At 40.1% G+C, this 21,934-nt stretch carries 23 protein-coding genes and 2 pseudogenes; 1 reads left to right on the forward strand and 24 read right to left on the reverse strand.

Annotation, left to right across the window (positions count from 1 at the left end):
- Window positions 1–50: 50 nt before the first annotated feature.
- The 15 genes and pseudogenes from G4417_RS11890 to G4417_RS11960 form a co-directional block, all read right to left on the reverse strand.
- Window positions 51–371 (reverse strand): annotated as a pseudogene (locus tag G4417_RS11890) (ABC transporter permease); the annotation flags it as partial.
- A gap of 1 nt (window position 372) precedes the next feature.
- On the reverse strand, window positions 373–1,260 hold the full coding sequence (locus G4417_RS11895) for an ABC transporter ATP-binding protein (RefSeq protein ID WP_173683579.1): 888 nt from the start codon (window positions 1,258–1,260) through the stop codon (window positions 373–375).
- 140 nt (window positions 1,261–1,400) lie between these two features.
- Window positions 1,401–2,465, reverse strand: coding sequence for a sensor histidine kinase (locus tag G4417_RS11900; protein ID WP_173683580.1), 1,065 nt, complete (start codon window positions 2,463–2,465; stop codon window positions 1,401–1,403).
- A 13-nt stretch (window positions 2,466–2,478) separates the two neighbouring features.
- Complete coding sequence (locus G4417_RS11905) at window positions 2,479–2,988, reverse strand: VanZ family protein (RefSeq protein ID WP_019162095.1); 510 nt, start codon at window positions 2,986–2,988, stop codon at window positions 2,479–2,481.
- Window positions 2,989–3,004: 16 nt separating this feature from the next.
- Window positions 3,005–3,700, reverse strand: coding sequence for a VanR-ABDEGLN family response regulator transcription factor (vanR, locus tag G4417_RS11910; protein ID WP_173683581.1), 696 nt, complete (start codon window positions 3,698–3,700; stop codon window positions 3,005–3,007).
- Between the two features lie 245 nt (window positions 3,701–3,945).
- Window positions 3,946–4,131: pseudogene (locus G4417_RS16985) on the reverse strand (abortive phage infection protein); the annotation flags it as partial.
- 42 nt (window positions 4,132–4,173) lie between these two features.
- The gene (locus tag G4417_RS11915) at window positions 4,174–5,922 is read right to left on the reverse strand and encodes a M56 family metallopeptidase (RefSeq protein WP_173683582.1); all 1,749 of its coding nucleotides are present in this window, start codon (window positions 5,920–5,922) and stop codon (window positions 4,174–4,176) included.
- Between the two features lie 6 nt (window positions 5,923–5,928).
- A complete protein-coding gene (locus tag G4417_RS11925) occupies window positions 5,929–6,495 on the reverse strand; it encodes a response regulator (protein WP_243872136.1) in 567 nt (188 codons plus the stop codon).
- 137 nt (window positions 6,496–6,632) lie between these two features.
- Window positions 6,633–8,468 (reverse strand): hypothetical protein, encoded by a 1,836-nt coding sequence (locus tag G4417_RS11930; protein WP_243872137.1) that lies wholly within the window; start codon window positions 8,466–8,468, stop codon window positions 6,633–6,635.
- Between the two features lie 6 nt (window positions 8,469–8,474).
- Window positions 8,475–8,966: a sigma-70 family RNA polymerase sigma factor gene (locus G4417_RS11935; protein WP_025577142.1), complete on the reverse strand. Its 492-nt coding sequence runs from the start codon at window positions 8,964–8,966 to the stop codon at window positions 8,475–8,477.
- Between the two features lie 284 nt (window positions 8,967–9,250).
- Complete coding sequence (locus G4417_RS11940; protein WP_173683583.1) at window positions 9,251–9,691, reverse strand: hypothetical protein; 441 nt, start codon at window positions 9,689–9,691, stop codon at window positions 9,251–9,253.
- A gap of 208 nt (window positions 9,692–9,899) precedes the next feature.
- Window positions 9,900–10,214 carry a L,D-transpeptidase gene (locus G4417_RS11945; RefSeq protein WP_330598308.1) on the reverse strand — a complete coding sequence of 105 codons (315 nt, stop codon included), beginning with the start codon at window positions 10,212–10,214 and terminating at the stop codon, window positions 9,900–9,902.
- A gap of 71 nt (window positions 10,215–10,285) precedes the next feature.
- Window positions 10,286–10,528, reverse strand: a complete 243-nt coding sequence (locus G4417_RS11950; protein WP_173683584.1) for a cupin domain-containing protein — start codon at window positions 10,526–10,528, stop codon at window positions 10,286–10,288.
- 446 nt (window positions 10,529–10,974) lie between these two features.
- Complete coding sequence (locus G4417_RS11955; RefSeq protein WP_173683585.1) at window positions 10,975–12,081, reverse strand: DUF4179 domain-containing protein; 1,107 nt, start codon at window positions 12,079–12,081, stop codon at window positions 10,975–10,977.
- The gene (locus G4417_RS11960; RefSeq protein WP_008703681.1) at window positions 12,075–12,617 is read right to left on the reverse strand and encodes an RNA polymerase sigma factor; all 543 of its coding nucleotides are present in this window, start codon (window positions 12,615–12,617) and stop codon (window positions 12,075–12,077) included. Before G4417_RS11960 ends, G4417_RS11955 begins: the two co-directional genes overlap by 7 nt.
- A gap of 206 nt (window positions 12,618–12,823) precedes the next feature.
- On the opposite strand from G4417_RS11960, the gene G4417_RS16990 reads away from it, so the two are divergent.
- Complete coding sequence (locus G4417_RS16990; RefSeq protein ID WP_243872138.1) at window positions 12,824–13,672, forward strand: hypothetical protein; 849 nt, start codon at window positions 12,824–12,826, stop codon at window positions 13,670–13,672.
- A 105-nt stretch (window positions 13,673–13,777) separates the two neighbouring features.
- On the opposite strand, the gene G4417_RS11970 is transcribed toward G4417_RS16990, so the two are convergent.
- From G4417_RS11970 to G4417_RS12010, 9 genes are all read right to left on the reverse strand, one after another.
- A complete protein-coding gene (locus G4417_RS11970; RefSeq protein ID WP_147419030.1) occupies window positions 13,778–14,041 on the reverse strand; it encodes a hypothetical protein in 264 nt (87 codons plus the stop codon).
- 24 nt (window positions 14,042–14,065) lie between these two features.
- On the reverse strand, window positions 14,066–14,620 hold the full coding sequence (locus G4417_RS11975) for an SGNH/GDSL hydrolase family protein (RefSeq protein ID WP_022380888.1): 555 nt from the start codon (window positions 14,618–14,620) through the stop codon (window positions 14,066–14,068).
- A gap of 3 nt (window positions 14,621–14,623) precedes the next feature.
- Entirely contained in the window at window positions 14,624–15,151 is a 528-nt protein-coding gene (locus G4417_RS11980; RefSeq protein ID WP_022380889.1) for an O-acetyl-ADP-ribose deacetylase, read from the reverse strand.
- Window positions 15,152–15,623: 472 nt separating this feature from the next.
- Window positions 15,624–16,562, reverse strand: a complete 939-nt coding sequence (gene tsf / locus G4417_RS11985) for a translation elongation factor Ts (RefSeq protein ID WP_008703687.1) — start codon at window positions 16,560–16,562, stop codon at window positions 15,624–15,626.
- A gap of 100 nt (window positions 16,563–16,662) precedes the next feature.
- Window positions 16,663–17,406 (reverse strand): 30S ribosomal protein S2, encoded by a 744-nt coding sequence (gene rpsB, locus G4417_RS11990; RefSeq protein ID WP_055153048.1) that lies wholly within the window; start codon window positions 17,404–17,406, stop codon window positions 16,663–16,665.
- Between the two features lie 325 nt (window positions 17,407–17,731).
- Window positions 17,732–18,499: a pseudouridine synthase gene (locus G4417_RS11995; protein ID WP_055153046.1), complete on the reverse strand. Its 768-nt coding sequence runs from the start codon at window positions 18,497–18,499 to the stop codon at window positions 17,732–17,734.
- Complete coding sequence (locus tag G4417_RS12000; protein WP_118617321.1) at window positions 18,496–20,553, reverse strand: DUF6449 domain-containing protein; 2,058 nt, start codon at window positions 20,551–20,553, stop codon at window positions 18,496–18,498. The genes G4417_RS11995 and G4417_RS12000 overlap by 4 nt, the downstream gene beginning before the upstream one ends.
- On the reverse strand, window positions 20,528–21,430 hold the full coding sequence (locus G4417_RS12005; protein ID WP_055058424.1) for an ABC transporter ATP-binding protein: 903 nt from the start codon (window positions 21,428–21,430) through the stop codon (window positions 20,528–20,530). The genes G4417_RS12000 and G4417_RS12005 overlap by 26 nt, the downstream gene beginning before the upstream one ends.
- Window positions 21,427–21,801, reverse strand: coding sequence for a GntR family transcriptional regulator (locus G4417_RS12010; RefSeq protein WP_019162114.1), 375 nt, complete (start codon window positions 21,799–21,801; stop codon window positions 21,427–21,429). Before G4417_RS12010 ends, G4417_RS12005 begins: the two co-directional genes overlap by 4 nt.
- Between the last annotated feature and the right edge of the window lie 133 nt (window positions 21,802–21,934).

The following is a 21,934-nucleotide window of genomic DNA, read 5'->3' on the forward strand; positions in this document are numbered from 1 at the left end:
ATTGCGCGTCTAACTCATCACTGAAGTAACGAGAATGCGACGCGCAGTTATTCAATAAATACAGCCAGAGGAAAGCCCTCTTCCTCGACTGGCCCATATTCTCGAACGCAGCTTTGATAAGTTTCCAAAGCCGATTTGATCCTATCCGGAGTCACTTCACCAGCGGATGTTTTATATAAATCTTGTTTGTACTTGATAGCTGCCAAGCCATCTAATTCTGTAACCGTGCCATCTTCGTTTGGACGGTTAATACCCTCAAATGAAATAGGCAGGTATGCCATGGCTACGGAAAGCAAAAGTGCGATTGCAAGTAAAATCAGGGTGCGCCGTGACTTCAAAATACGTTTTAGTTCAAGTCTAAAGAGCCGCATATTATCTGTCCTCCTTTTCCAAGTCTGTCTGCGGGAACAACCACAGATACAGATCTTCCAATCGTGGCTCCGTTGTGACAGACCCATCAATTTCCGAATGTTCGGACAGATAACGAATAGAAACCTGATTGTGATCTTCGCCTCGCTGATTGATAATGCGCAGCCGCATTTCACATTCCGGCAGCTTTGAGGTCGGAATTATGCAATTCCAAACCTTGCCCTCAATCCGCTTGACAAGTTCTGCGGTAGTTCCAACATCAACAATTTCTCCGGCTTTCATAATTGCGTTGCGCGTAGAAATATATTCTATATCAGATACGATATGGGTGGAAATCAACACGATTCGATCATGCGAAAACTCGGAAATGAAATTCCGCAGACGCACGCGCTCTCCGGGATCAAGTCCTGCTGTCGGTTCGTCCATGACAAGTATCTCCGGGTCGTTCAACATAGCCTGTGCAATACCAACACGACGCTTCATGCCGCCTGACAGATTGGAGATTTTTTTCTTTTTCACATCGGAGAGCGAAAGAATGTCCAACAAATGATTGATCTTTTGGGTGGTTGCCCTTGTAGGAATATCTTTCAGCGCAGCCATATACTCCAAATAATCTTTGACCGTAAAATCCCGGTGATACCCAAAGTCCTGCGGCAGAAAGCCAAACTTGCTTCGGTAAGCTTCACCTAACTCTCGAATGTCTTTTCCGTCATAGTAAACCGCTCCGTTGGTTGGTGTCATAATATCAGCAATCATGCGCATGAGTGTGGTTTTCCCTGCACCATTCGCTCCCAAAAGTCCCCAAATGCCGGGAGTCAATGTCAGATTGACATCATTTACTGCTGTTTTGTCTTTGAACTGCTTGCTTAAATGCTCTATTTTCAGTTCCATGCTTACACTCCTTTCTTTTGCTTCGGCTGAACAATAAAAAGCCCTTGTTCGATAATCATTGTACCGAACAAGGGCTTTTCAATCTCAAAAATCACACGCTTAAATTCCTAAGCAATTCCTAAGATCACATTCTTATTTTCCTAAACGGAAAGGGGTAATGTGATCACAAAGTCTATGGTTTCGTTTTGACTGGATGCAGTAATCTTTCCACCATGTAAATGTATAATTTCTTCCGCAATAGAAAGACCAAGTCCCGCACCACCTGTATTAGAAAGCCGAGCATCATCCAAGCGATTGAATTTTTCAAATATACTGTTAAGCTGTTCCTGTGGAATTGTTTTTCCATGATTTTCAAAAGTGATCTGAATATCATGCTCTAACCGTTTGGCGGATATAGTGATTTCTGTCTGCGGGTAACTATATGACGCAGCATTTCGTAAAAGATTACTGAAAACTCTCGCCAGCTTTTCGGGATCAGCGTTCACAGATAAGTTGTCCTCCGCAGTAAATACCGCCGTGTTGCCATTTGCAGAGAGTGTCGGGTATATTTCATCTATTACCTGCGCAATCAAACAATGTAAATCTACATTTTCTTTTTTGATAATGACCTTATGTGCATTGTACTTGGTAATTTCAAAAAGTTCATTGATGAGCTTTTCAAGGCGTTCTGCCTTATTCAACGCAACTTTTACATACTTTTCCTTTTGCTGTTCAGGCATGTCAGGGGCTTCATGGAGCAGGCTCAAATAGCCGATTACCGTTGTGAGAGGGGTGCGTATATCATGTGCCAGATACATAATAATTTCATTTTTCTTTTCTTCTGCCTGCTTTGCAGCCCGTTTGCTCAACAGAACAGACATTTTGATTTGATTGAGTTGTGCCTCCAATTCTTTCAGTGGGTCAGACAATGATACAGTATAATTGTTCTGCTCATAGACCGTTTGGGTCGCATCAATTACTTCATCCAGATAGCCCCACGGCTTTTTCCAATAGTAATTGAAAATACATACAAAGCCGATCATCAGATACAAAATAAAAAGCAGATCGAGCCGCCAGTAGAGCCATGCAAAAATACCGTTGTCAAATTTTGAAAAGATGTAGTCCAAGATAAGGGTCAAACCATATCCAACAACGGTATAAACCAGCAATGATAGGTATAAGCGCACTTTAAGGCGCTTTTCTGTTGTCATTTCTTTCTTCGACATGAGAATACACCTCCTACCGATTAGCAAACAGAAGAAAGCCAAGCAGGCTAATCACGACAACACTTACTATGCCTGCCAGAATGGAAAACAATCTGTTTGCTTTTATTCTATTTCCGATTAACCGGGCTGCCATCGAATATACAGCAAGCCCCAAAAGACCGCCTGCCGCATTTGTGAGTACATCGGTAATATCAGAACGTCCGATTGCTAAAACATATTGCGTGGTTTCCAACAAAAAACTGGTTCCTGCAATCATCATTATCTTCACATATAGTTTTACTTTTGGCATCAGCATTTGAAGATAGATACCCATAGGCACAAAAATCAAAACATTTTCGAGCACCTCTGTTAAATGAAATGCTGCTCCAATTTCCTTATCATAGTGAAAAGGAATACAGTTTATACTTCTTATCTTGTCCAGATCACTGATTGAAAATTGTAGTTTGAAAAGTATGATCCAAACCAAGAGTGCCAGATAAATTAAGAATAAAATGGTTACGAAGCAATTTGATTTTCTTTTCATAGCGTACTCCTTTCGCTTAAATTTTGTAGCCAACACCCCAAATCGTTTTAATATACTGTGGAGTATCGGAAGTATCTTTCAGTTTCTCACGCAGATGCCGGATATGCACAGTAATTGTGCTGCTGTTTTTAGAGTAGTATTCATCTTTCCAAACTGCATGAAACAGTTCCTCAATACTTACAACACTACCAGCACTTTCCAAAAGAACCTGGAGGATAGAAAATTCTGTCGGTGTCAGAGAAACCGGCTCACCGTCTAACAAACATTCATGGGTCTGTACATTCAAGCACAATTTGTTATAGGAAAGTTCCGATGGAACTTTCTCTGTGATGATACCGGGCGAATATTTCTTGTAACGTCTTAACTGCGCTTTCACTCTGGCAACTACTTCAAGTGGGCGAAAAGGTTTTGTCACATAATCGTCCGCTCCCAATGTCAGTCCTGTTATTTTATCCGTTTCCTCAATTTTAGCCGTTAGCATTATGATTGGATAAGTGTATTTCTTTCGGATAAGCTGGCAAAGTGAAAAGCCGTTCATATCCGGGAGCATAATATCCAGAATGGCAAGATCAATATCGCCGCTTTCAATACACGACATGGCATCCGTTGCGCAGTAAAATTTATAAACGATGTAATTTTCATTTTTCAAGTAGACCTCTAACAGATCCGCTATATCTTGCTCGTCATCTATAATTAGTATCTTTTCAGACATATTTTCAACTCTCCTTTTTGCTTGTACTCGATTAAGTATAACAAATACAGCATCTAAATTCACAATGGATTGCATGCGAAATTATTAAGATTTTCCTAACTTTCAATTTTAGGCAACTCAAAATCGCTAAAGCAGATTACATATCAGTTTTTTATGTATACATTGTACATATATAAAGAAATCCGTTTTAAAAAAACATTTCATCATATAATTCTGCGTCAAAACCTGTACATCTGCGGATTTTTCCTCTCAATGTCATAAACCGGAACTGAATGTCCGAATGATGTCTGCATAGCTATGATTCCTATTTCATGTAAATCCTTTTTTACTGTATACACTTGAAAACCGTTTTCCTGCAAGCGGCTTGGATTATATCCAGTTCTTACTGTTATGATATATTTCAAAGGCTCTCTATCCGTTAAATTATGAAAAAGCGTTTTTCGATTCCTTTTGGTTTCGAAAAACGCTTTCTTTTATTCTGTATAGATGTTCCCATTCTCATCCGTCCAGGTACCGTCACCATTGTCTGTGTATCCGACCCCATCTGCGTCACGATAATAATAATCTCCGTTTGTTGTTTCTTTTACATTAACAGTACCGTTACTGCCCTGGAGTTCATGCTGTTCCAGTTGGTTTCCGGAATAATAATCTTCGTCATTCCAGGTACGATATGAATTTCCATTGGCATCTGCCCAGTTTCCATCTCCCTGATAACTGTATCGGCTCCCATAATCATCAGAATAGGTCCCATCTCCGTTATCGTAAAGAACTCTGGATTCTTCATCTCCTCCATCCGGTGCTACAATTGATGCTACACCGGAGGCAGTACTGAATCCACTGGTATATGGTACGCCTGCTGGCAGACTCTCATAAGATGAAACAGACCCGTTGTTGTCAGAGGTAATTCCATCATCGGTCGTTTCACTTACCTGTCCGCTGTTTTCCATGGCAGGTTCATCATTTGTTTCCGCATCCGCTTTTTCCTCTTCGTCTACAGAATCCTCTGTATCTGTATTCTCTGTCACTCCTCCTTCGTCCTGTGTTTCAGCAGTTTTCTGCATAGTTACCATTTCAGAAAACGGTGCATAATCCGGTACATTATTTTTCTCTGGATCTGCATTTTTTTCAATACCAGACTTCTCCGTCTCTACTGAAACTGTATCTGTCCCGGCAGAAACATTAAATACCAGATTACCGCCTGCAAGTAGCAGCGTCACAAGAATTCCCGGAAGAATTCCTTTGCGGAGTCTCCGAATGTTCACCATATACAGAATCCGATCTTTAAACACCATTTCGCTGTCATTAAGACTTGCTGTCACATATGGAATCTGATTTTCCATGGCCACTGTTCTGAGAAGCAGCTGTCGATATAATTTATGTTCCCTTTTATTAACTCTGCGAACAACTGCTGTATCACACAGATTCTCAATATCCTTATCCGCTTCTTTCAGCATGATAAGAAGAAAGGGATTGAACCAGTATATCGATGCACAAATTCGAAGGAGCATCTTATACCAGAGATCCCGATGGCAATAATGTGTAAGTTCATGGTAAAAGATAAGTTTTCTTTCTTCTGCTGAATATCCGGTTGCTGGTAGATACAATTTTGTATGTAAAAGTCCTGCAAGAAGCGGTGTGGTAAGACCTGCGTTTTGCCTGAGCTCCGGTATTCTGCGTACGTGCTTCTTTTGACACGCTGCACGGTACATCTGAATACTCACCGGATCACTTACCTGCAGACTCATCCGTTCCAGCTTCCTTATAGAAAAATAATATGCCAGCAATTCTCCTGTCAGTTTAAGTACCGCTACACTCAGCCAGACAGCAGCAAAAATCACAGCCACAATTCCCAGCCATTTATCTGATTCGTACCTGACAGTTCTCTTTTGTTCCGGGATTTCTGTCAGATTTTTCATGTCATTGCTCGCAGATGATACGGTTTCTGTTATCTTCTGACTTTCCTCTGGTCTGACTGCGTAATCCGTTATCTTCGGGTTTTGCGTATTCTGTTGACTGCTTCTAAGTACTTTGAAATCCACCAGTGCCAGATTCTCCGGAAGGCGCACCGGAACACAAAGGCTTATCGTAATCAACAGCCAGATAAAGTACTTCCATCTCGCTGATACACGTCCTTTAAACAGAGTCGCAAGCACTTTTACCAGTAAAATTACTACTGCTGCAATAATATTCAGTTTCAGAATGTGCAGAACAAGAACATCCATAATTCGCTACTCCTCCCTGTCCTCCAGGTTCTTAAGAAATTCACTGAGATCCTGGACTTCTTCCGAGCTGATCTTCTTTCCATGATAAAGTGAAGTTACAAACTTTTTTAGTGAATTCCCATAAAGCTTCTCAAGAACACTCTGGCTTTCATGTGCCTGATAATCTGACTGCGAAACCAAGGGTGTATACAGATTCATTTTCAACGCTTTACTCTTGTCTTCTGCAAAGGCATTTGCTGTCATAGCTATAATCACAACAGCAGATGCATCACTTCTGTTCATTGTACGTATTTCTCTGGTAGCTTCCAGGCCATCCATAACTGGCATCATAATATCCATCAGAATTACATTGACCTCACCAACACCTGATTTTGCAAATGCTTCAACAGCCTCCTTGCCGTTTGAAGCCCTTATAATTACTGCTCCTGCATTTGTCAGAAGGAATTCCGCAATTTCCATATTCAATTCATTGTCTTCGGCCAAAAGGATTCTCATACCTTCAATTGATACATCGTCTTCCTGGCTTTCTGCCTGCTTCATATCAGCAAAAATAAGGAATGGAAGCTGTACCATGAATACTCTTCATTTTTACTTTTGCCAGTTTTATTTCCGGTACTCCTTCAGAAATGGGCATAAAAAGCGCCATAGGTTTTCGATACCTATGGCGTGTAAATAATTTTCTACTCTGCAGATATCTTGTTTATGATTGTCTACCATCCGAATGCGTCCCGGATCAAAGCTCCGGTTTCTCCGTCTATATAAAACAATTCCTGTTCTTCTGGTGAATCCTTCCATTGGTAAGGACAGCAAAAACTCCATACAGGCCTGTAAACAAGTCCATCTGCGGTTTCATCAATATAATATTTCAGGCGGATTTTCGTAACTGGAATCGTGATTGGTTCTGTTTTCTCCGTCGTGTCCTCTTCCGTAAAAAATCCGATTTTTCCTTCTTTTACATATTGTTCCACCGATTTCATAATTTCTTCCATTGGAAGCATAGTAACTGTTTCTTTCTCTTTCACCTGAAGCGGGATCGGTATTTTGAAATAGCAGTCTTCAGGCTTGAGACCAAATCCTGTGCTTCCCTGATAATGATACTGAGAAAGTCCACCTGCCGGTATTCCATTCAACAGAACTTCTATGTCGTAATAATCATATCCTTCCGTCATGTCGCTAATTGGTTTTCTTACAGAAGTTCCAGATAAATCAGCTTTGGAAAACAGTTGATTTATAATATTTAATTTCTCATCTTCCGTATTCTCGCCTAAAAATCCCATATCTTTTTCACTTAATCCATCACACTCTATCATCCCATCCGAAATAAATAACTGCAGTCCTTTTTCTTTATTTTCCCAGACCGTTTCATCTGTTACAGATTTTTCCCATCCATCTTTCCCACCAAACCAGGAGCAGATGTCTTTCTCTGATATATTGCATTTTTTCAGAACTCCCTTTGAAACGTCATCAGTATTTCCGGTAATATCAGCTTCTATTGTAAGGGTTCCTGATTTCCCTGGCAGAGAAGCTGTTACATGGTTTTCCTTTACCTGCAACATTGTTTTCTCCGGATCATATTTTTCATTTACACTCGTAGTATTTGACGAACTTTCCAAATCTGTTGTGTTCTGCGTACCCTCACCCGAAGATGGTTCTACTCCGGTGTCAGCAGCCTGCAATTTCCCTTCTTTTCTATATTTTTCAATGATGTCCCTTACTTCATCCTTTAATGGAAGGGTTAACGTAAGAGTCTGAGGCGTATATCCTCTGTAAACGTCCTCCGCAGGAAGTGCATAAGAAACCCTTCCTTCTGAATCTGTAAAAGAACCAGTTTTAAAAATCTTTTCGTAAGCTTCAGCGTCTTTCCAGGTATAATAAATCTTACCGTCATAAACAGGATATGCCTGAATAGTCATGGAAAGTTCTATTTCAGAATCTTCTTTTAATATTTTCTCAATCAAAGCGTCATCATACAAAGTAATATGCCCATAATAAAGATCTTCTCCTTCTATTTTATTCAAAGAAGCCAGTGCATCTTTTCCATTCACCGTTGCATGATCACGGCAAGTGATCATATAATTCTTTGCCTCATTGGAAGGTTCTCCCACAAAACTTAAACCGCCGCCATCAAAATACGCTTCTTTAACAGTCAGCATGGACTGATTCCAATCGACCGTCTCGGAAGTTATTGGATAAGAAGTAATATTTTCCACATTTTCTGCAGTTGACTCAGGTTCTGTGACAACCATTTGAGCTGCCTCCTGTTCAGCGACCCCCTGTTGTTCAAGTTCTTTATACAGTCGTCCGATATTTGTTGCAAGTACGCCAGTACTAACTCCTAATATAGCAGCTACCGGAAGAAGAATCCGAATTATTTTTTTCTTATTTCCTGAATTTTTCGTTCTTTCTCCATTTGTTTTTTTACTTAAAGCCCCCGTTGTTTTCTCGTCTGGGGAATTTAAAATTCCGCTCAGAACATCTTCCATGGCTTTATCAATATTTTCCGGTATTGCAGTTTCTTCTTTTAAAATCCTTCTGATTTCTTTCATATAGTCTCACCTCCTGATCACCTTTTTTAATTTTGCTCTTGCCCGGGAAAGTTTGGTTGATACGGTATTGCTGTTCATTTCAAGAAGGGCACTGATTTCCTTAACTGAAAATTCATCAAAATAATAGAGTTCCACGATTTTCCTACTTTCTTCATCCAGGCATAAAAGCAATTGTTTCCATTCACAGAGATTCAGTTCTTCACAATGTACACCTTCTGCAAAATCATCCAGTTCTGCTGCATGGTTCTTTTGGCGGAGAATGTCCTTGCACTCATTTATAAGGATCCGCATCAGCCAGGTTTTAAAATACTTCGGTTCTCTCAGTCTCTGTATATTTTCATAGCAGGATAGGATTGTATTTTGCAGGGCATCAGCAATATCCTGCTCATCCCGAAGATAAATCCAGGCCGTCTTATACAGGCTCTGCTTATTCATCCGGATTAATCTGACAAATGCTTCTTTATCTCCATTTTTAGCTTCTGTTATTAAAGCATCCATAAAGTACCTCCTTTTCTTCTTATAATTATTAGACTTGAAAAACAGCCATTTGCTTTCAAGAAAAAATTTTTATAAAAAACGCCATAGGTTTTCGATACCTATGGCGTGTGGATATAGGGAAAAGCTGCCTTTTTTATCGGCAGTGGAATATTTTCTGTGTTTGTGCCAGATCATCCAAGTCATATGAGTGAATTCCTAATGCTTCTAAATCCATTATCCATTCCTGAACTTCATATCCCAAAATATCTGCGAATATTTTTTTCAATATTTCTTTGTCTTATCAATTATCTTGTATATGGTTCGGTGTCTTTTCCGTCATATACAAATACTTTTATATCCGTATTTTCATCAACATCAGCATGGATGCCTACCGTGTATTCTTCATCTGTAACATTCATAAAAGAATAGCAGCCACCCGCAGGAATCCTGCCAGATACGAGTTCCTGTTTTCCTTCGCAGAGCAAATACACAATAATGTCAAAATCGTTTCTGTTCTGAACCGTCAACACGCCTGTTTTGGATAAAATTTTTGCATCGGAATATGTAATTACATAAGAATCAGGCGTTGACTCTTCCGCACAGGTTACAGAACAATCCCACTGTATCGCGGCATTTGCTTTTCGACAGGCTTCTGAAGACTTATATATTGAAAACATAATCATTGTACTTATAGCAACAATACTAATAATGCCCAACACTATTGTCACTTTTTTCTTCACAACCATCACCTCCACACACAATTCAATTTGTTGCCCATATGATATCATACCTTTTCTTCAATTACATTACCTAATTTTAATACACGGCATAATTCCCTCCGGCAGATTGGAAACACATTAATTAAAGCCGTCTGGCAGAACACAAAGGGCAATAAAGAACAGGAGCCAACTGCATTACAACTTAGCTCCTGTCCTGTACATCTTGAATATAGAATTAGTAAAAACAAATTATCGGGACATCATACTGAATAAGACTGCAAAGCTGTCCGGCATTTTCCGGGGGAAGATTGATGCATCCATGAGAACCACCTGTAAGATATCTGTCACCACCAAAATATGGCTGCCAGTCTGCATCATGAAAGCCAATTCCTCCATTGAATGGCATCCAGTACGTTACCGGCTGTTCATAAGAATAGGTTCCATTTGCTGTCATTTCACCTCGCAGCACAGACGGACTGCTCTTTGAATCCAGTGTGAATATTCCAGGGGGTGTTTTTCTGTCCGGATATCCGGGTGTAAATTCTTCGATGTGATTACTGGATTATCAGGGCATGATTTCTGAAGAGTATCTGCAAACTGTCCTGTCAGCGTCATCCCTGCTCACAGATACCAGCCTCTGTTTATCCCTGGTGAAAACACCTGATAATGGTGGATCACATCCGGAAAGATTACTGCAAAGTCCCCCTTATCCATATGATACAGTTCCTGCCCCATCCCAAGCTCCAGGGTTCCTTCTGTAATATATATAAATTCTATGGAATTATGAAGGTGTGGGGAAGCATGTCTGGACGTTTTACTTCTAAAATGAAGGTTTTCTTTCTTCTCCTCATATACAGGAAACATTTACCTGATCTCCTTTTTGCAAGATTTGTCTGTTTTTTCTTTCTATTTGGCAGGAAATACCGGTCAACCTGCTTTATAATACAGCCATAAGATAAAGAAAGGGAGGAAAAGACAATGAAAAGATTTAAAGCTTATATCGAATATGTAATGAACTTTTATGCCAACTATTACAGATTTTACCGGTAAGTGCAAAATATGGCTTCCGGATATAACCCGGAATCTGTATTTGCAGTTCATGTAGACCTTGTAATCAATAATTTCAGTATACGCTAGAATCCGTTTCCTGTACATGAACAGGATGCGTTAATATATAAACAAAATTTCATAGTTGGCAGACTTAGCCAAAAAGAACCGATATCATATCATGCAAAGACTGTATCGGTTCTTTTTGTATTTTCTCATTATCTAATTATGGGAGGATTTTTCTATATCACCGAAAAAAACTTTTATTCCCGCACTTCAAGCCACTGGTCAATGTTCCCAAAATGTACCGCCTGCAGGTTATCTACATCAACCAGTTGCGGGAAGCTGTTTCTGATGATCATGACACCATTTTCCTTATCCTGTTTTTCTCCACCGCCAGCGATGCCTCCCATGGTCAGATTGAGTGTTAAAACCGTTCCATCTTTATAACGCACCTGGTCAATATTAGCTCTGCCATAAAGATCCATGCCATAATCTGTACCTGTGTACTCAAACTTGTTTTTCTCATCTTCATACACCTTCATAGCTTCATCATAATCAAGATATAATGACCATAAAAGGGGCGTTACTTCCATTTTTTTCACTGTGATTTCATAACCTCCAAAATCACATTTCCGGTTCACTTCCAGAGTTGTCGGAGGCTTTACTGCACCCAGAGTCCATTTAAAATCCCATGTTCCATCTGTAATAACAGTCTTATCATAATCCCCTTCCTCCGTAAGATTCTTCAATGTGATTTCTACAGTTTTATTACTCAGATTATAATCACTGTCATAAGAAATCCCTGCTGTGAAATATTTAGAATGTGCCGAATCCTGATCATAGTTCAGCAGATTATCCTGGCTCACACCTGTACTCAGGCTTCCAAATCTGTCACCATCTTCTGCATATACTTCTTTTCCATCAATTTTAAAATGTGTCATCTCCTCAAAAGAAGTATGATCAGTCATAGAAATACTGTCCTCTGTTTTCACTTCAAAAAAAGCATACAGGAATCCCTGATCCTGAATAGAATCTGTCAGGGTAACCGTCACACCATTTTGTGTTACAGACTGGTCTATATTCTGAATATAGTTTGATTCCTGCATCGTTTCCTGCTGTTCCTCAGAGGGTTCCAATCTTTTTAACAGATGGTCATTCCATTTAAAGAACTCTTTTGCCGCCACTGTTACTCCCATGCCTGTACAGATCACTGCTGCTGCAATCAGTAATCGGCCACTGAATCTTTTTCTTTTATATTTTTTATCAACTGCATCTGCCTGCTCAATATGTCTCAGTGTCTCTTCAAATTTATCATGAAAATCCTGTGGTACTTCCGGTGCTATATTATTCCATTTGTTCTCTAACATGACATTTTCCCCTTTCCTGTTATTCTCTTTGATAGTTTGCTGTTTTTCCCAGGCATCGGTCTTTTCTCTTCTTCATCGGATAACTGTGCTTTCAAAAACTCTCTTGCACGGGAAAGTCTGCTTTTAATCGTTCCTTCCGGAATATCCAGAGCCTCACTGATCTCTTTCTGTGAGAATCCTTCTAAATAATACAATGTTACCAAAATCCTCAGATCCTCCGGAAGTTCCATAATCGCCATATACAGATGACTGTATCTGTCCTCCTCAGTCAGCCTCATATTGTCCATATATTCTTCATATGGAATAACATTTTTTCTTTTCCGAAGAATCCCATTGCATTCATTGATCAATATCTTTGTGATCCATGTTCGAAAATACTTTTCTTTCTTTAAGGTGGGAAGTTTCTCATATGCCTTAAGAATTGTTTCCTGCACAGCATCCCCACAATCAGAGTCATTCTTCAGAATGGACTTTGATATATGATACAGCATGGCTTCTGCATCCCGAACCTCCTTAATAAATACATCTTTTGTCATAACTTTGTCTTCTCCTTTTGTCCAGCCGGATTACTACACGTGTTTACTTTTTACTTTTACACTAATTAGATGCATAGGGAAGAGGATTGGTTCTCATAAAATTATCTCAGGATTTTGTAACTTAAAAAATACAATTTGCACATATACAATGATACAATAAAAATATAAAAATTATAGCAATTCCTACACGAAAGGGGTCATGTTTTATGAGAAAAAGAAACAATTTTATTTCTGTGCTTACCATGTTTCTGGCAATTGGTTTTGTAATTATTTTTTCCAGACCCGTAAAAGCAGCGGCAGATGTGGTCCTATTAAAAGCAAATCGGACATACACAGCATATGATGTTACCGGTGATGGAACGAAAGATAAAATCAGAATCAGAGCAGCCAATCAAACCGACGATGAAACATATACATCACTTACTGTATCGGTTAATGGAAAAACAGCTTACAGATTAAAAAATACACGTTTTTATAATGTTATAGCAAATATTTATACATTGAAAAATGGACAGCCGTTTTTATATCTCTATGCACCGGCTGATAATGGTGACGGACCTGTATGTGCATTATTAAAATACACAAACGGAAAGTTCAGAAAGGCCCTTGATTTCACTGAAATTATGGCAGGATACGGAAACCATCGCATAGGCGAAGTTACCAACTTAAAAGGAAATAAGATTGTAATTACAGAGAGCATCGTTTCTTATTCTCTTGGTATCAATGCAATTAATTTCACCTACAAATATGTCAATGGAAAATTTGTTCCGACAAGCAGATATGGCTCCTATAAAGAAATATATTCCGCAGACGGAAGCAGCCGATATTTCACAGTAAACAGTGATCTTCCGACATATACCAGACCAGATGCTACTGCGGTGAACACGACACTGAAAACCGGATCATTAACAAAAATCATTAAATGCGCACTCATAAACGAAAAGATGTATATTCAGTTAGAATGCGATGGAGAAATCTACTGGATTAAAGCGCTGGAAAATCCACCAATTTCTGATAACGAAAGACAATTTATGGAAGTTAGATATGCAGGATGATATCATACTCTCACTATTTTACAAAAAAATCATAGGTTTAATTCCCAAAAGCCACCAAGAGATTTTTCTTCTCTCCTGGCAGCTTCTCTTCATTATATCATTAAATTATTGTACAACACTCATGCTTTCATCGATCCAGTTCTGAACCATCGCAACACTTACTTTGAGATAGTGGGCTATTTTTTCAGCTTTCATTCCATCCGCAGCCATGGACAAAGCAGTTTCTTTTGCCTGTGGCACCACGATTTCATAAAAATAGAATCCCAGATAGCCGATATTTTTCAACTTGATGATGACAATACTCCTGTATGAGAGATAAAGCCCAAAAGAAAAGCAGTTTGAACCGAGAGTAACTAACTCGATAATCAAGCTGCTTTTTTCATATCACGTTATTCAATTCATCAAGACTTCTGCAATTATCTCTGCTGCTATCTGGGAACCTTTTTCATTTGGATGGCACCCATCATCCGCATAAAGATTTACTTTATCTGAAAGTTCATAAAATTTCTTTCCAACATCTGCAATCAAAGTATGGTTTCTATCTGCTGCCAGGTGATAAGCTTCATACAGTTTCTGATACATCTCATCATAATCCATTCCAAAAGTTTCCAACTTCTTTCCTCCACGTTGATATGCCCAGGTCGCATAAAAAACTGGCTTTGCTCCATTCTCCCTGATCTTCTCACAGAGTTTTTCTGCATTTTCAAGGAAACTGGCTTTTGATGTAATTGGACCATTGCTCATTTCCTGTAAAATGACAAAATCCCATTTTTCATTTTGCAAAGCTTCCTGTGTACGCTTTCCCATCTTTGTTTTCGGATTTAACTGCTCTGCCAATCGTGCCCCTCCACGGGTATGTTGCACAATCTCTGCACCGGTCAACTCATCCAACATGTCCGGCATATGATTTGCCGTTGTAAAACTGTTTCCTAACATCAATATTCTCATCTTCTATATTCCTTTATTATGCGCATTTACTTCTATCGCATAAACCAATTCCGTATGTTCATCAAACAAAACCCACTCCACCAGATCAAAATCATCTGGATGTTCCTTCAAAAATCCAGCAACTGTATTTACTGCAATTCTTGCTGCAAGTCCAACCGGAAATGAATACACTCCTGTAGAAATTGACGGAAATGCGATTTTTCTGATTTTGTGTTCCAGTGCCAGCTGCATAGAAGATAAATAACAGCTTGCAAGTAATTCTTTTTCATTTTGATTCCCACCATTCCATATTGGTCCTACTGTATGGATAACATACTCACAAGGGAGCTTATATGCTTTTGTAATTTTTGCCTTCCCTGTCTCACATCCATGTAATGTTCTGCATTCTTCCAAAAGTTCTGGTCCTGCTGCTCTGTGAATTGCTCCATCCACACCTCCGCCACCAAGAAGTGAATTATTCGCAGCATTTACGATTGCCTGAACATCTGTAATTTTTGTAATGTCTCCTCTGATTGTTTTCAACAATTCCATAATTTCTTTACTCACACTTTCTGTATTCTTCCAAAATGTCATTTGCTCCATAGATATTCTGGGAGTGTTCCATATTGCTGTTGCACATATTCAAAGATTTCTTCTTTACTCACACTCTATTCAGTTCCTGTTTTCTCTTATGTCCTGTTCTCAATCATACCACATTTCCAACCTTCCTACTACTGCCCAAATCTTTTTGCAATTTGAACCTCTATTCCTGCAAGTATTATAAATTGCTTTATAGTTAGCTACCGAAATCGCCACATTTTTCTTAAAAATCATGCGAAGTTTTCGTTAAGAAGTTCGTACGCAGGTTTTACGAAAACCATGACGAACATTTTACGAAAATCCGTTTAAAAAGTTACATGAATTTATAATGCAATATATGAAGTGGTGTATATAAGAAAAACCCTTGAAAATACTGGATTTTCAAGGGTTTTAAGACTCTTTTTAAAGTTCTGCAAAAACCAGATTACTGTGCCATCTGTTTTGCAACTTCTTCTGCAAAGTTCTCTTCTTTCTTTTCGATACCATCACCTGTCTCGTAACGTACGAAACCTTTAACAGTGATCTTAGCACCGTTTTCTTTAGCAACCTGCTCTACGTATTTAGCTACAGACTGTTTTCCGTCTTCAGCTTTAACGTATGTCTGGTCAAGAAGGCAGATTTCTTTAAGCTCTTTTTTGATACGTCCTGTGATCATTCCTTCGATAACCTTAGCCGGTTTCTGGGATTCTTTCGGATCGTTCTGGATCTGAGCCATAAGGATTTCTTTCTCATGCTCAATGTATTCTGCGCTTACTTCGCTATCGCTTGTGTACTGTGGTTTCAGAGCTGCAATCTGCATTGCTACGTTCTTAGCCATTTCTTTAACAGCATCGTTAACTACGTCTGTTTCAACGTCTACAAGAACACCGATCTTACCGCCCATATGTGTGTAGGAAGCAACGAAACCGTTCTCTTCTGTAACCTGAGCAAATCTTCTGATGTTCATGTTCTCGCCGATAACTGCGATCTGAGCTGCAAGAGCTTCTTTAACAGTCTTAGTTGTATCAAGTGCCCATGCTTCTGCAAGGAAAGCATCGATATCTGCTGCTGTTGTGTTCATAGCCTGAGCTGCTACATCTGCAACGTAGTTCTGGAATTTTTCATTCTTAGCTACGAAGTCTGTCTCAGCGTTAACTTCTACAACAACTGCTTTCTTTCCGTCTTCGGAAACTAAAGTTTTGCAAAGACCTTCTGCTGCTACACGGCTTGCTTTCTTCTGTGCTGTAGCAAGACCTTTTTCGCGAAGGAATTCTACTGCTTTATCCATATCACCTTCTGTAGCTGTAAGAGCTTTCTTACAATCCATCATTCCGGCGCCGGTCATTTCTCTTAATTCTTTTACCTGTGCTGCTGTGATAGCCATTTCATTTTCCTCCTGAATAATATTCGTAAATCGCCCGGAGGGGCTTTTCCTTTTTCAATGACAGGAAAGCCTGTCGGCTTTCCTGTACTGGTTCAAAAAATTATTCTTCTGTAGCTGCGAACTCTTCAGATTCAGCTTCGATTTCACCGTCTACATCTGCAGTACCCTGTTTTGCTTCGATAACAGCGTCTGCCATTTTGGAAACGATTAATTTTACTGCACGGATTGCATCATCGTTACCCGGAATTACATAATCCAGTTCTTCCGGATCACAGTTTGTATCGCAGATACCGATAAGCGGGATTCCTAATGTATGAGCTTCCTGTACGCAGATTCTTTCTTTCTTAGGATCTACGATGAAGATTGCATCCGGAAGTCTCTTCATTTCTTTGATACCACCAATGTTTTTCTGTAATTTGGCAAGTTCTTTTTTCAGCTCAATAACTTCTTTCTTAGGAAGAACGTCAAATGTTCCATCAGCTTCCATAGCTTCGATTTCTTTCAGTCTTGCAATACGGCTCTGGATAGTTTTGAAGTTTGTAAGCATACCACCTAACCATCTCTCGTTTACATAGAACTGTCCGCAACGCTCTGCTTCTGTTTTGATAGCATCCTGAGCCTGTTTCTTTGTTCCTACGAATAAGATGCTTCCACCGTCTGCTACGATATCAGCGATTGCATTGTAAGCATCGTCAACCATACCTACAGACTGCTGTAAGTCGATGATGTAGATACCGTTTCTCTCTGTGTAGATGTATGGAGCCATTTTAGGGTTCCATCTTCTTGTCTGATGTCCGAAATGTACGCCTGCTTCTAAAAGCTGTTTCATTGAAATAACGCTCATGTTTGTTCTCCTTTTTGGTTAATTTCTTCCGCCCGGTTCTTTTTCCTGGGGACCCAGCCTCACACCGCAGGGCACCATCCGCGGGAATCTCCGAACGTGTATATTTTTGCACGCGCAATAGATGCGCATGACTCGCAACTTCTGTAGTATAGCATACAAAAACCCTCCATGTAAAGAGGGTTTTTTGCAAATTTTTTATTATTTTTACAGTTTCTTCCAGGTTCTGATCTGCTTCTGACAAACTCAGTTTCCTGCACTTTACCGACACATGTTATAATGTCCATTATATCAGCGGACAATCAACCATGTATTCTTACAATTTTACTTATTTTATGACAACACTTTCTTTTAATCTCTTTTCTTCTTCTGCAGTCAACTGTCGGCATTCGCCTTTTTTGAGATCATCCGGCAATGTCAATACTCCCATGGAAATTCGTTTCAGATAGACGACTTTCTTTCCTACTGCTTCTGTCATTCGCTTGACCTGATGGAATTTCCCCTCTTTGATCGTAAGCTGAATTTCTGATGACCATCCTGACGGGTACTGTTCCAGTTCTGTCTCTTCAACTTTTCTTGTACTGAGGATCTTCAGTTTTGCCGGCATTGTGGGATTTTTTTCTCCGATTTCCAGACCATCTGCGAAGCGCTGCACATCCTCTTTGGTCATACATCCGTCTGTAACCGCATAATAGGTCTTGTCCACATGTTTCTTTGGAGAAAGCAATTCATGCGCCAGTGCTCCGTCGTCTGTGATCAGAAGCAGTCCTTCCGTATCTTTGTCCAGTCTTCCCACCGGAAACAGGCCTTTTCTGTCTGATGCTACAAGTTCCATCACTGTTTTGTCCCGCTTATCTTCTGTGGCACTAACATACCCTGCCGGTTTGTGCAGAAGATAATAGACAAATTCCGGTGCCTGGGAAATTCTGTTTCCGTCCAGAACTACTTCATCCTCTTCACTGACCTTGATCTCCGATTTCTTTGCAGGCACACCGTTGACCTGGACTTTTCCTTTTTGAATAAATTTTTTTACCTCACTTCTGGTTCCTGCTCCTGCATCTGCCAGGAACTTGTCCAGACGAACTGCTTTCTTCATTCTTCTTCCTCGCCAGTTTCTACTATTTTCTTTATAAATTCCGGCTCTTTCGCTTTCAGTACAGCAAACTCTATTCCGTTTAGCGATTCTCCGGCAGACTCTGTACTGTTCAGAGCCACTTTCACACTCACACCCGCCTCCGTTTCCAGCCATGCCGGACACTCCAATTCACGGATCAGGCTCTGGGCTAATTCTTCTTTCTGTTCAGAATCTGTGACATCCATTTCTTCTGCATTATATGTCACTGAATAATCGTACTGTTTCAGATTTTCTTTTTCCATAACAAAAGCATAACCTTTTTCTTTCAGGAAAACAAGTGTCCGCTTAAATGTCGGGAAAATATATCTTCCTACTTCTGCATAGGATTCCGGTGCAATATGCTCATCCATATCTGCATAGGAAGTAGCGTAAAGCTCCATCTGTCCACACGGGATTCCTATAAGTTCCTGCGGTGAGGCTTCTGCTATATCCTGTTTCAGCAGATCCAGCAGCTTCTGACTGTCAGATTTTTCCAATGTTACAGAGTACTGATCATCTAATTCATTTAAAGGATCTACTGTTATAAAAGACACTTTCTGTCTGTACTTTTCCAGAATATCATATTTATTATCTTTTAATGTTCCCTGCTCATAGCATGCTTCCAGCAGTCTGCCAAGCTGCTCCGCTGTCACTATATATTGTCTGGTAATATCGAAACCGCTCTTCTTTTTAAACTGAACTCCTATTTCTGTTCCGCTGCACTCCTTACTGTTCTGATAAGACGCAATTTCTTTTAACACTTCATAGATTTTATCTGACATTCCTGCATCTGTCCATCTGCCATAATTTCCGCCCATAAAATAAAAGAGTCTGTCCAGTTTATATGAACCAGAACTCACTTCCATCTGCGGTTCATTCACACTCTCAGTTCCTATCCACTCCAGATTCAGACTGATTCCCTCAGTTTTTGCCATTGTCGGAATTCTTGTATCATATCCGATGGCATCTGTGTGTAATATCCAGGCACTGACAGCTACACATATTCCCAAAAGCATAAGCTGCAGCTTATGTGCTGCCATTTTACGGAAATCCATTGCAAAAATAACCTGCAAAATTCCATAAAATACAACTGTCCCCAGCACAAGCCCGAATATCCACCAGCCAGTCCTGTTCTCTTCCGGTCCGATCAGCGCAAACATCGTTCCAATTGCCAGAGCAGCAGGGATTACGACCATAAACAAAAGGATTGGTTCCAGAAATCCGTAAACAAAAGATTTTCCTGTTTTCTCAGCTGGACGCTTTGTATATGCCAGATATGCACATACTGCCAGAACAATCAGAAGCAGTATCCCGCCCACTATAATGATCCAGAAATTCTTTTGTCCTGAATAAGTCCGCAATGCCACGGAAATAGATACAGGTGAAAGAAAAACAGATATCTTTTCTGCCATTCCCTCTTTAAGTCCCATATTCGTTCTGAAATACATCATTTCCAGCACCCATAAAAGAATGCCCAGTACCGGTCCGTAAAGGTAAACACAGCATAATGACAGAATACCTGCCAGAATATTTCCCGCAATTGCCAGTGCCAACACTGCTCCGAAATACAGCAGCAGATACATAAGCAAATGTTCCAGAAACATTTTCCCCGCTGCCGTGATCAGATGACTACCATGTCCTTTGCTGACTGCGATCGCCATTGTGATCAGTTCCATGATCACATATGGAACCAGATACAGCACCAAACCTCTGATTGCTTTTTCCCAAAAGAACCTGCTTCTTGTTACCGGAAGACTGTGATAAAAATCAATCTTATCTCTGGAAAAAAGATACCAGAATTCATTCAGGGCATTTACAACGGCCGCAAGCATTGTAACCAAAAAGCCTGGAACTATCAGATAGGAACAGATCATGGCAAAAGTCATCCTGTGGATTTCATCCGTCTGATTTCCGATCAGCATCAGTTCTGCTACCGGAAATGCAACCATAAACCCCAGTAACAACAGCACCAGAATCCAGGTACTGCCTTTTAAGCTGCTTCTTAATGATCTACCAGAAAATGTTTTTGACTTCATAGCCTGCCACCTCCGTTTCGCTGATAAATATCTCCTCCAGTGTCAATGGAATCACTTCGCAGAATATTGGATTCTGTGTCTGTACTTTCTGAAGTATTTCTTCTCTGGTCCCTCTTGCAGTAAGTATCAGAAGTGATCCCTGATGTTCTTTCTTTAAAACGTCCAATTCTTTCAAAAGTGCTTCTTCTTTTGTCTGATCCGGCAGTACACACTGGATCTTATGGATATGGAATTTCATGTCTTCCAGTTCTCTGGATAAAAGAATTCCTCCTTTGTGCAGGAATCCTACATGGTCACACACGTCCTCCAGTTCTCTCATATTATGAGATGCGATCACCGGGGTAAAATCCCGATTCATGATTTCAGACACAAACAGACTCTTTACTGCCTGACGCATGACCGGATCAAGTCCATCGAACGTTTCATCGCATAACAGATATTTTGTCCCTGCACTGATTCCCATAATGACCAGAAGCTGTTTCTTCATTCCCTTGCTGTAGGAACTGATCCTGCGTTTCTCATCCAGATGAAACTGGTCCATTAATTTACTGTAACGGTCAGTCATAAAGTCCGGATAATATTCTCTGTAGAAATCTTTCAGATCTGCTGCCGTATATCCCTGTGGAAAATATCCACCGTCTGAAATGTAAAATATCTGCTGTTTTATCTTTTCATTCTCATAGACCGGTTCCTGATCCACCAGGATTTCTCCTTCGTCCGGCTTTATCACTCCGGCAGCCATTCGAAGCAGCGTGCTCTTTCCTGCACCGTTGGTCCCTACCAGTCCGAAAATCTGGCGTTCACCGATTTCCATTAATACATGGTCAATGGCATGGATCTCTCCGAAAGCTTTACTGCAGTTTCTGATCTCTATCATGATTCGTCCTCCTTTTCAAAGATTTCCGCAAGCATTTTCTCCAGTTCCTCTCTGTTGAATCCTGTGTTTCTGCCTTTCTGTATCAGTGCTGTGAATTCTTTTCGGTAGCTCTCTCTGTTTATCTTCTGTACCTGAGAGCTGTCTGCTACGAAATTTCCTCTGCCTTTTACAGGATAGATCAGTCCCAGTTTCTCCAGCTCCATATATGCACGCTGGATCGTGTTGGGATTGACGGACAGTTCTGTGGCAAGCTGCCTTACTGACGGCATCTGCGATCCCGGCGGCAGGACACCGTTCAGGATTAGGATCTGAAATTTATCTGTAACCTGTTCATAGATTGGACGCCTGTCCTGATAATCCAAAACAATCACTGGTGATTCCTCCTTTCTGTTACGTGTTTCATGATGTGTTGTTTTATTTTATGTGTGTACTTAGTGTATTAGTTGTATTGATACATTCATAATACAGAATACTGTTGTATCTGTCAAGTACTTAATAGCTAAA

Source organism: Blautia wexlerae (assembly GCF_013300825.1).
GTDB lineage: Bacteria > Bacillota > Clostridia > Lachnospirales > Lachnospiraceae > Blautia_A > Blautia_A wexlerae_B.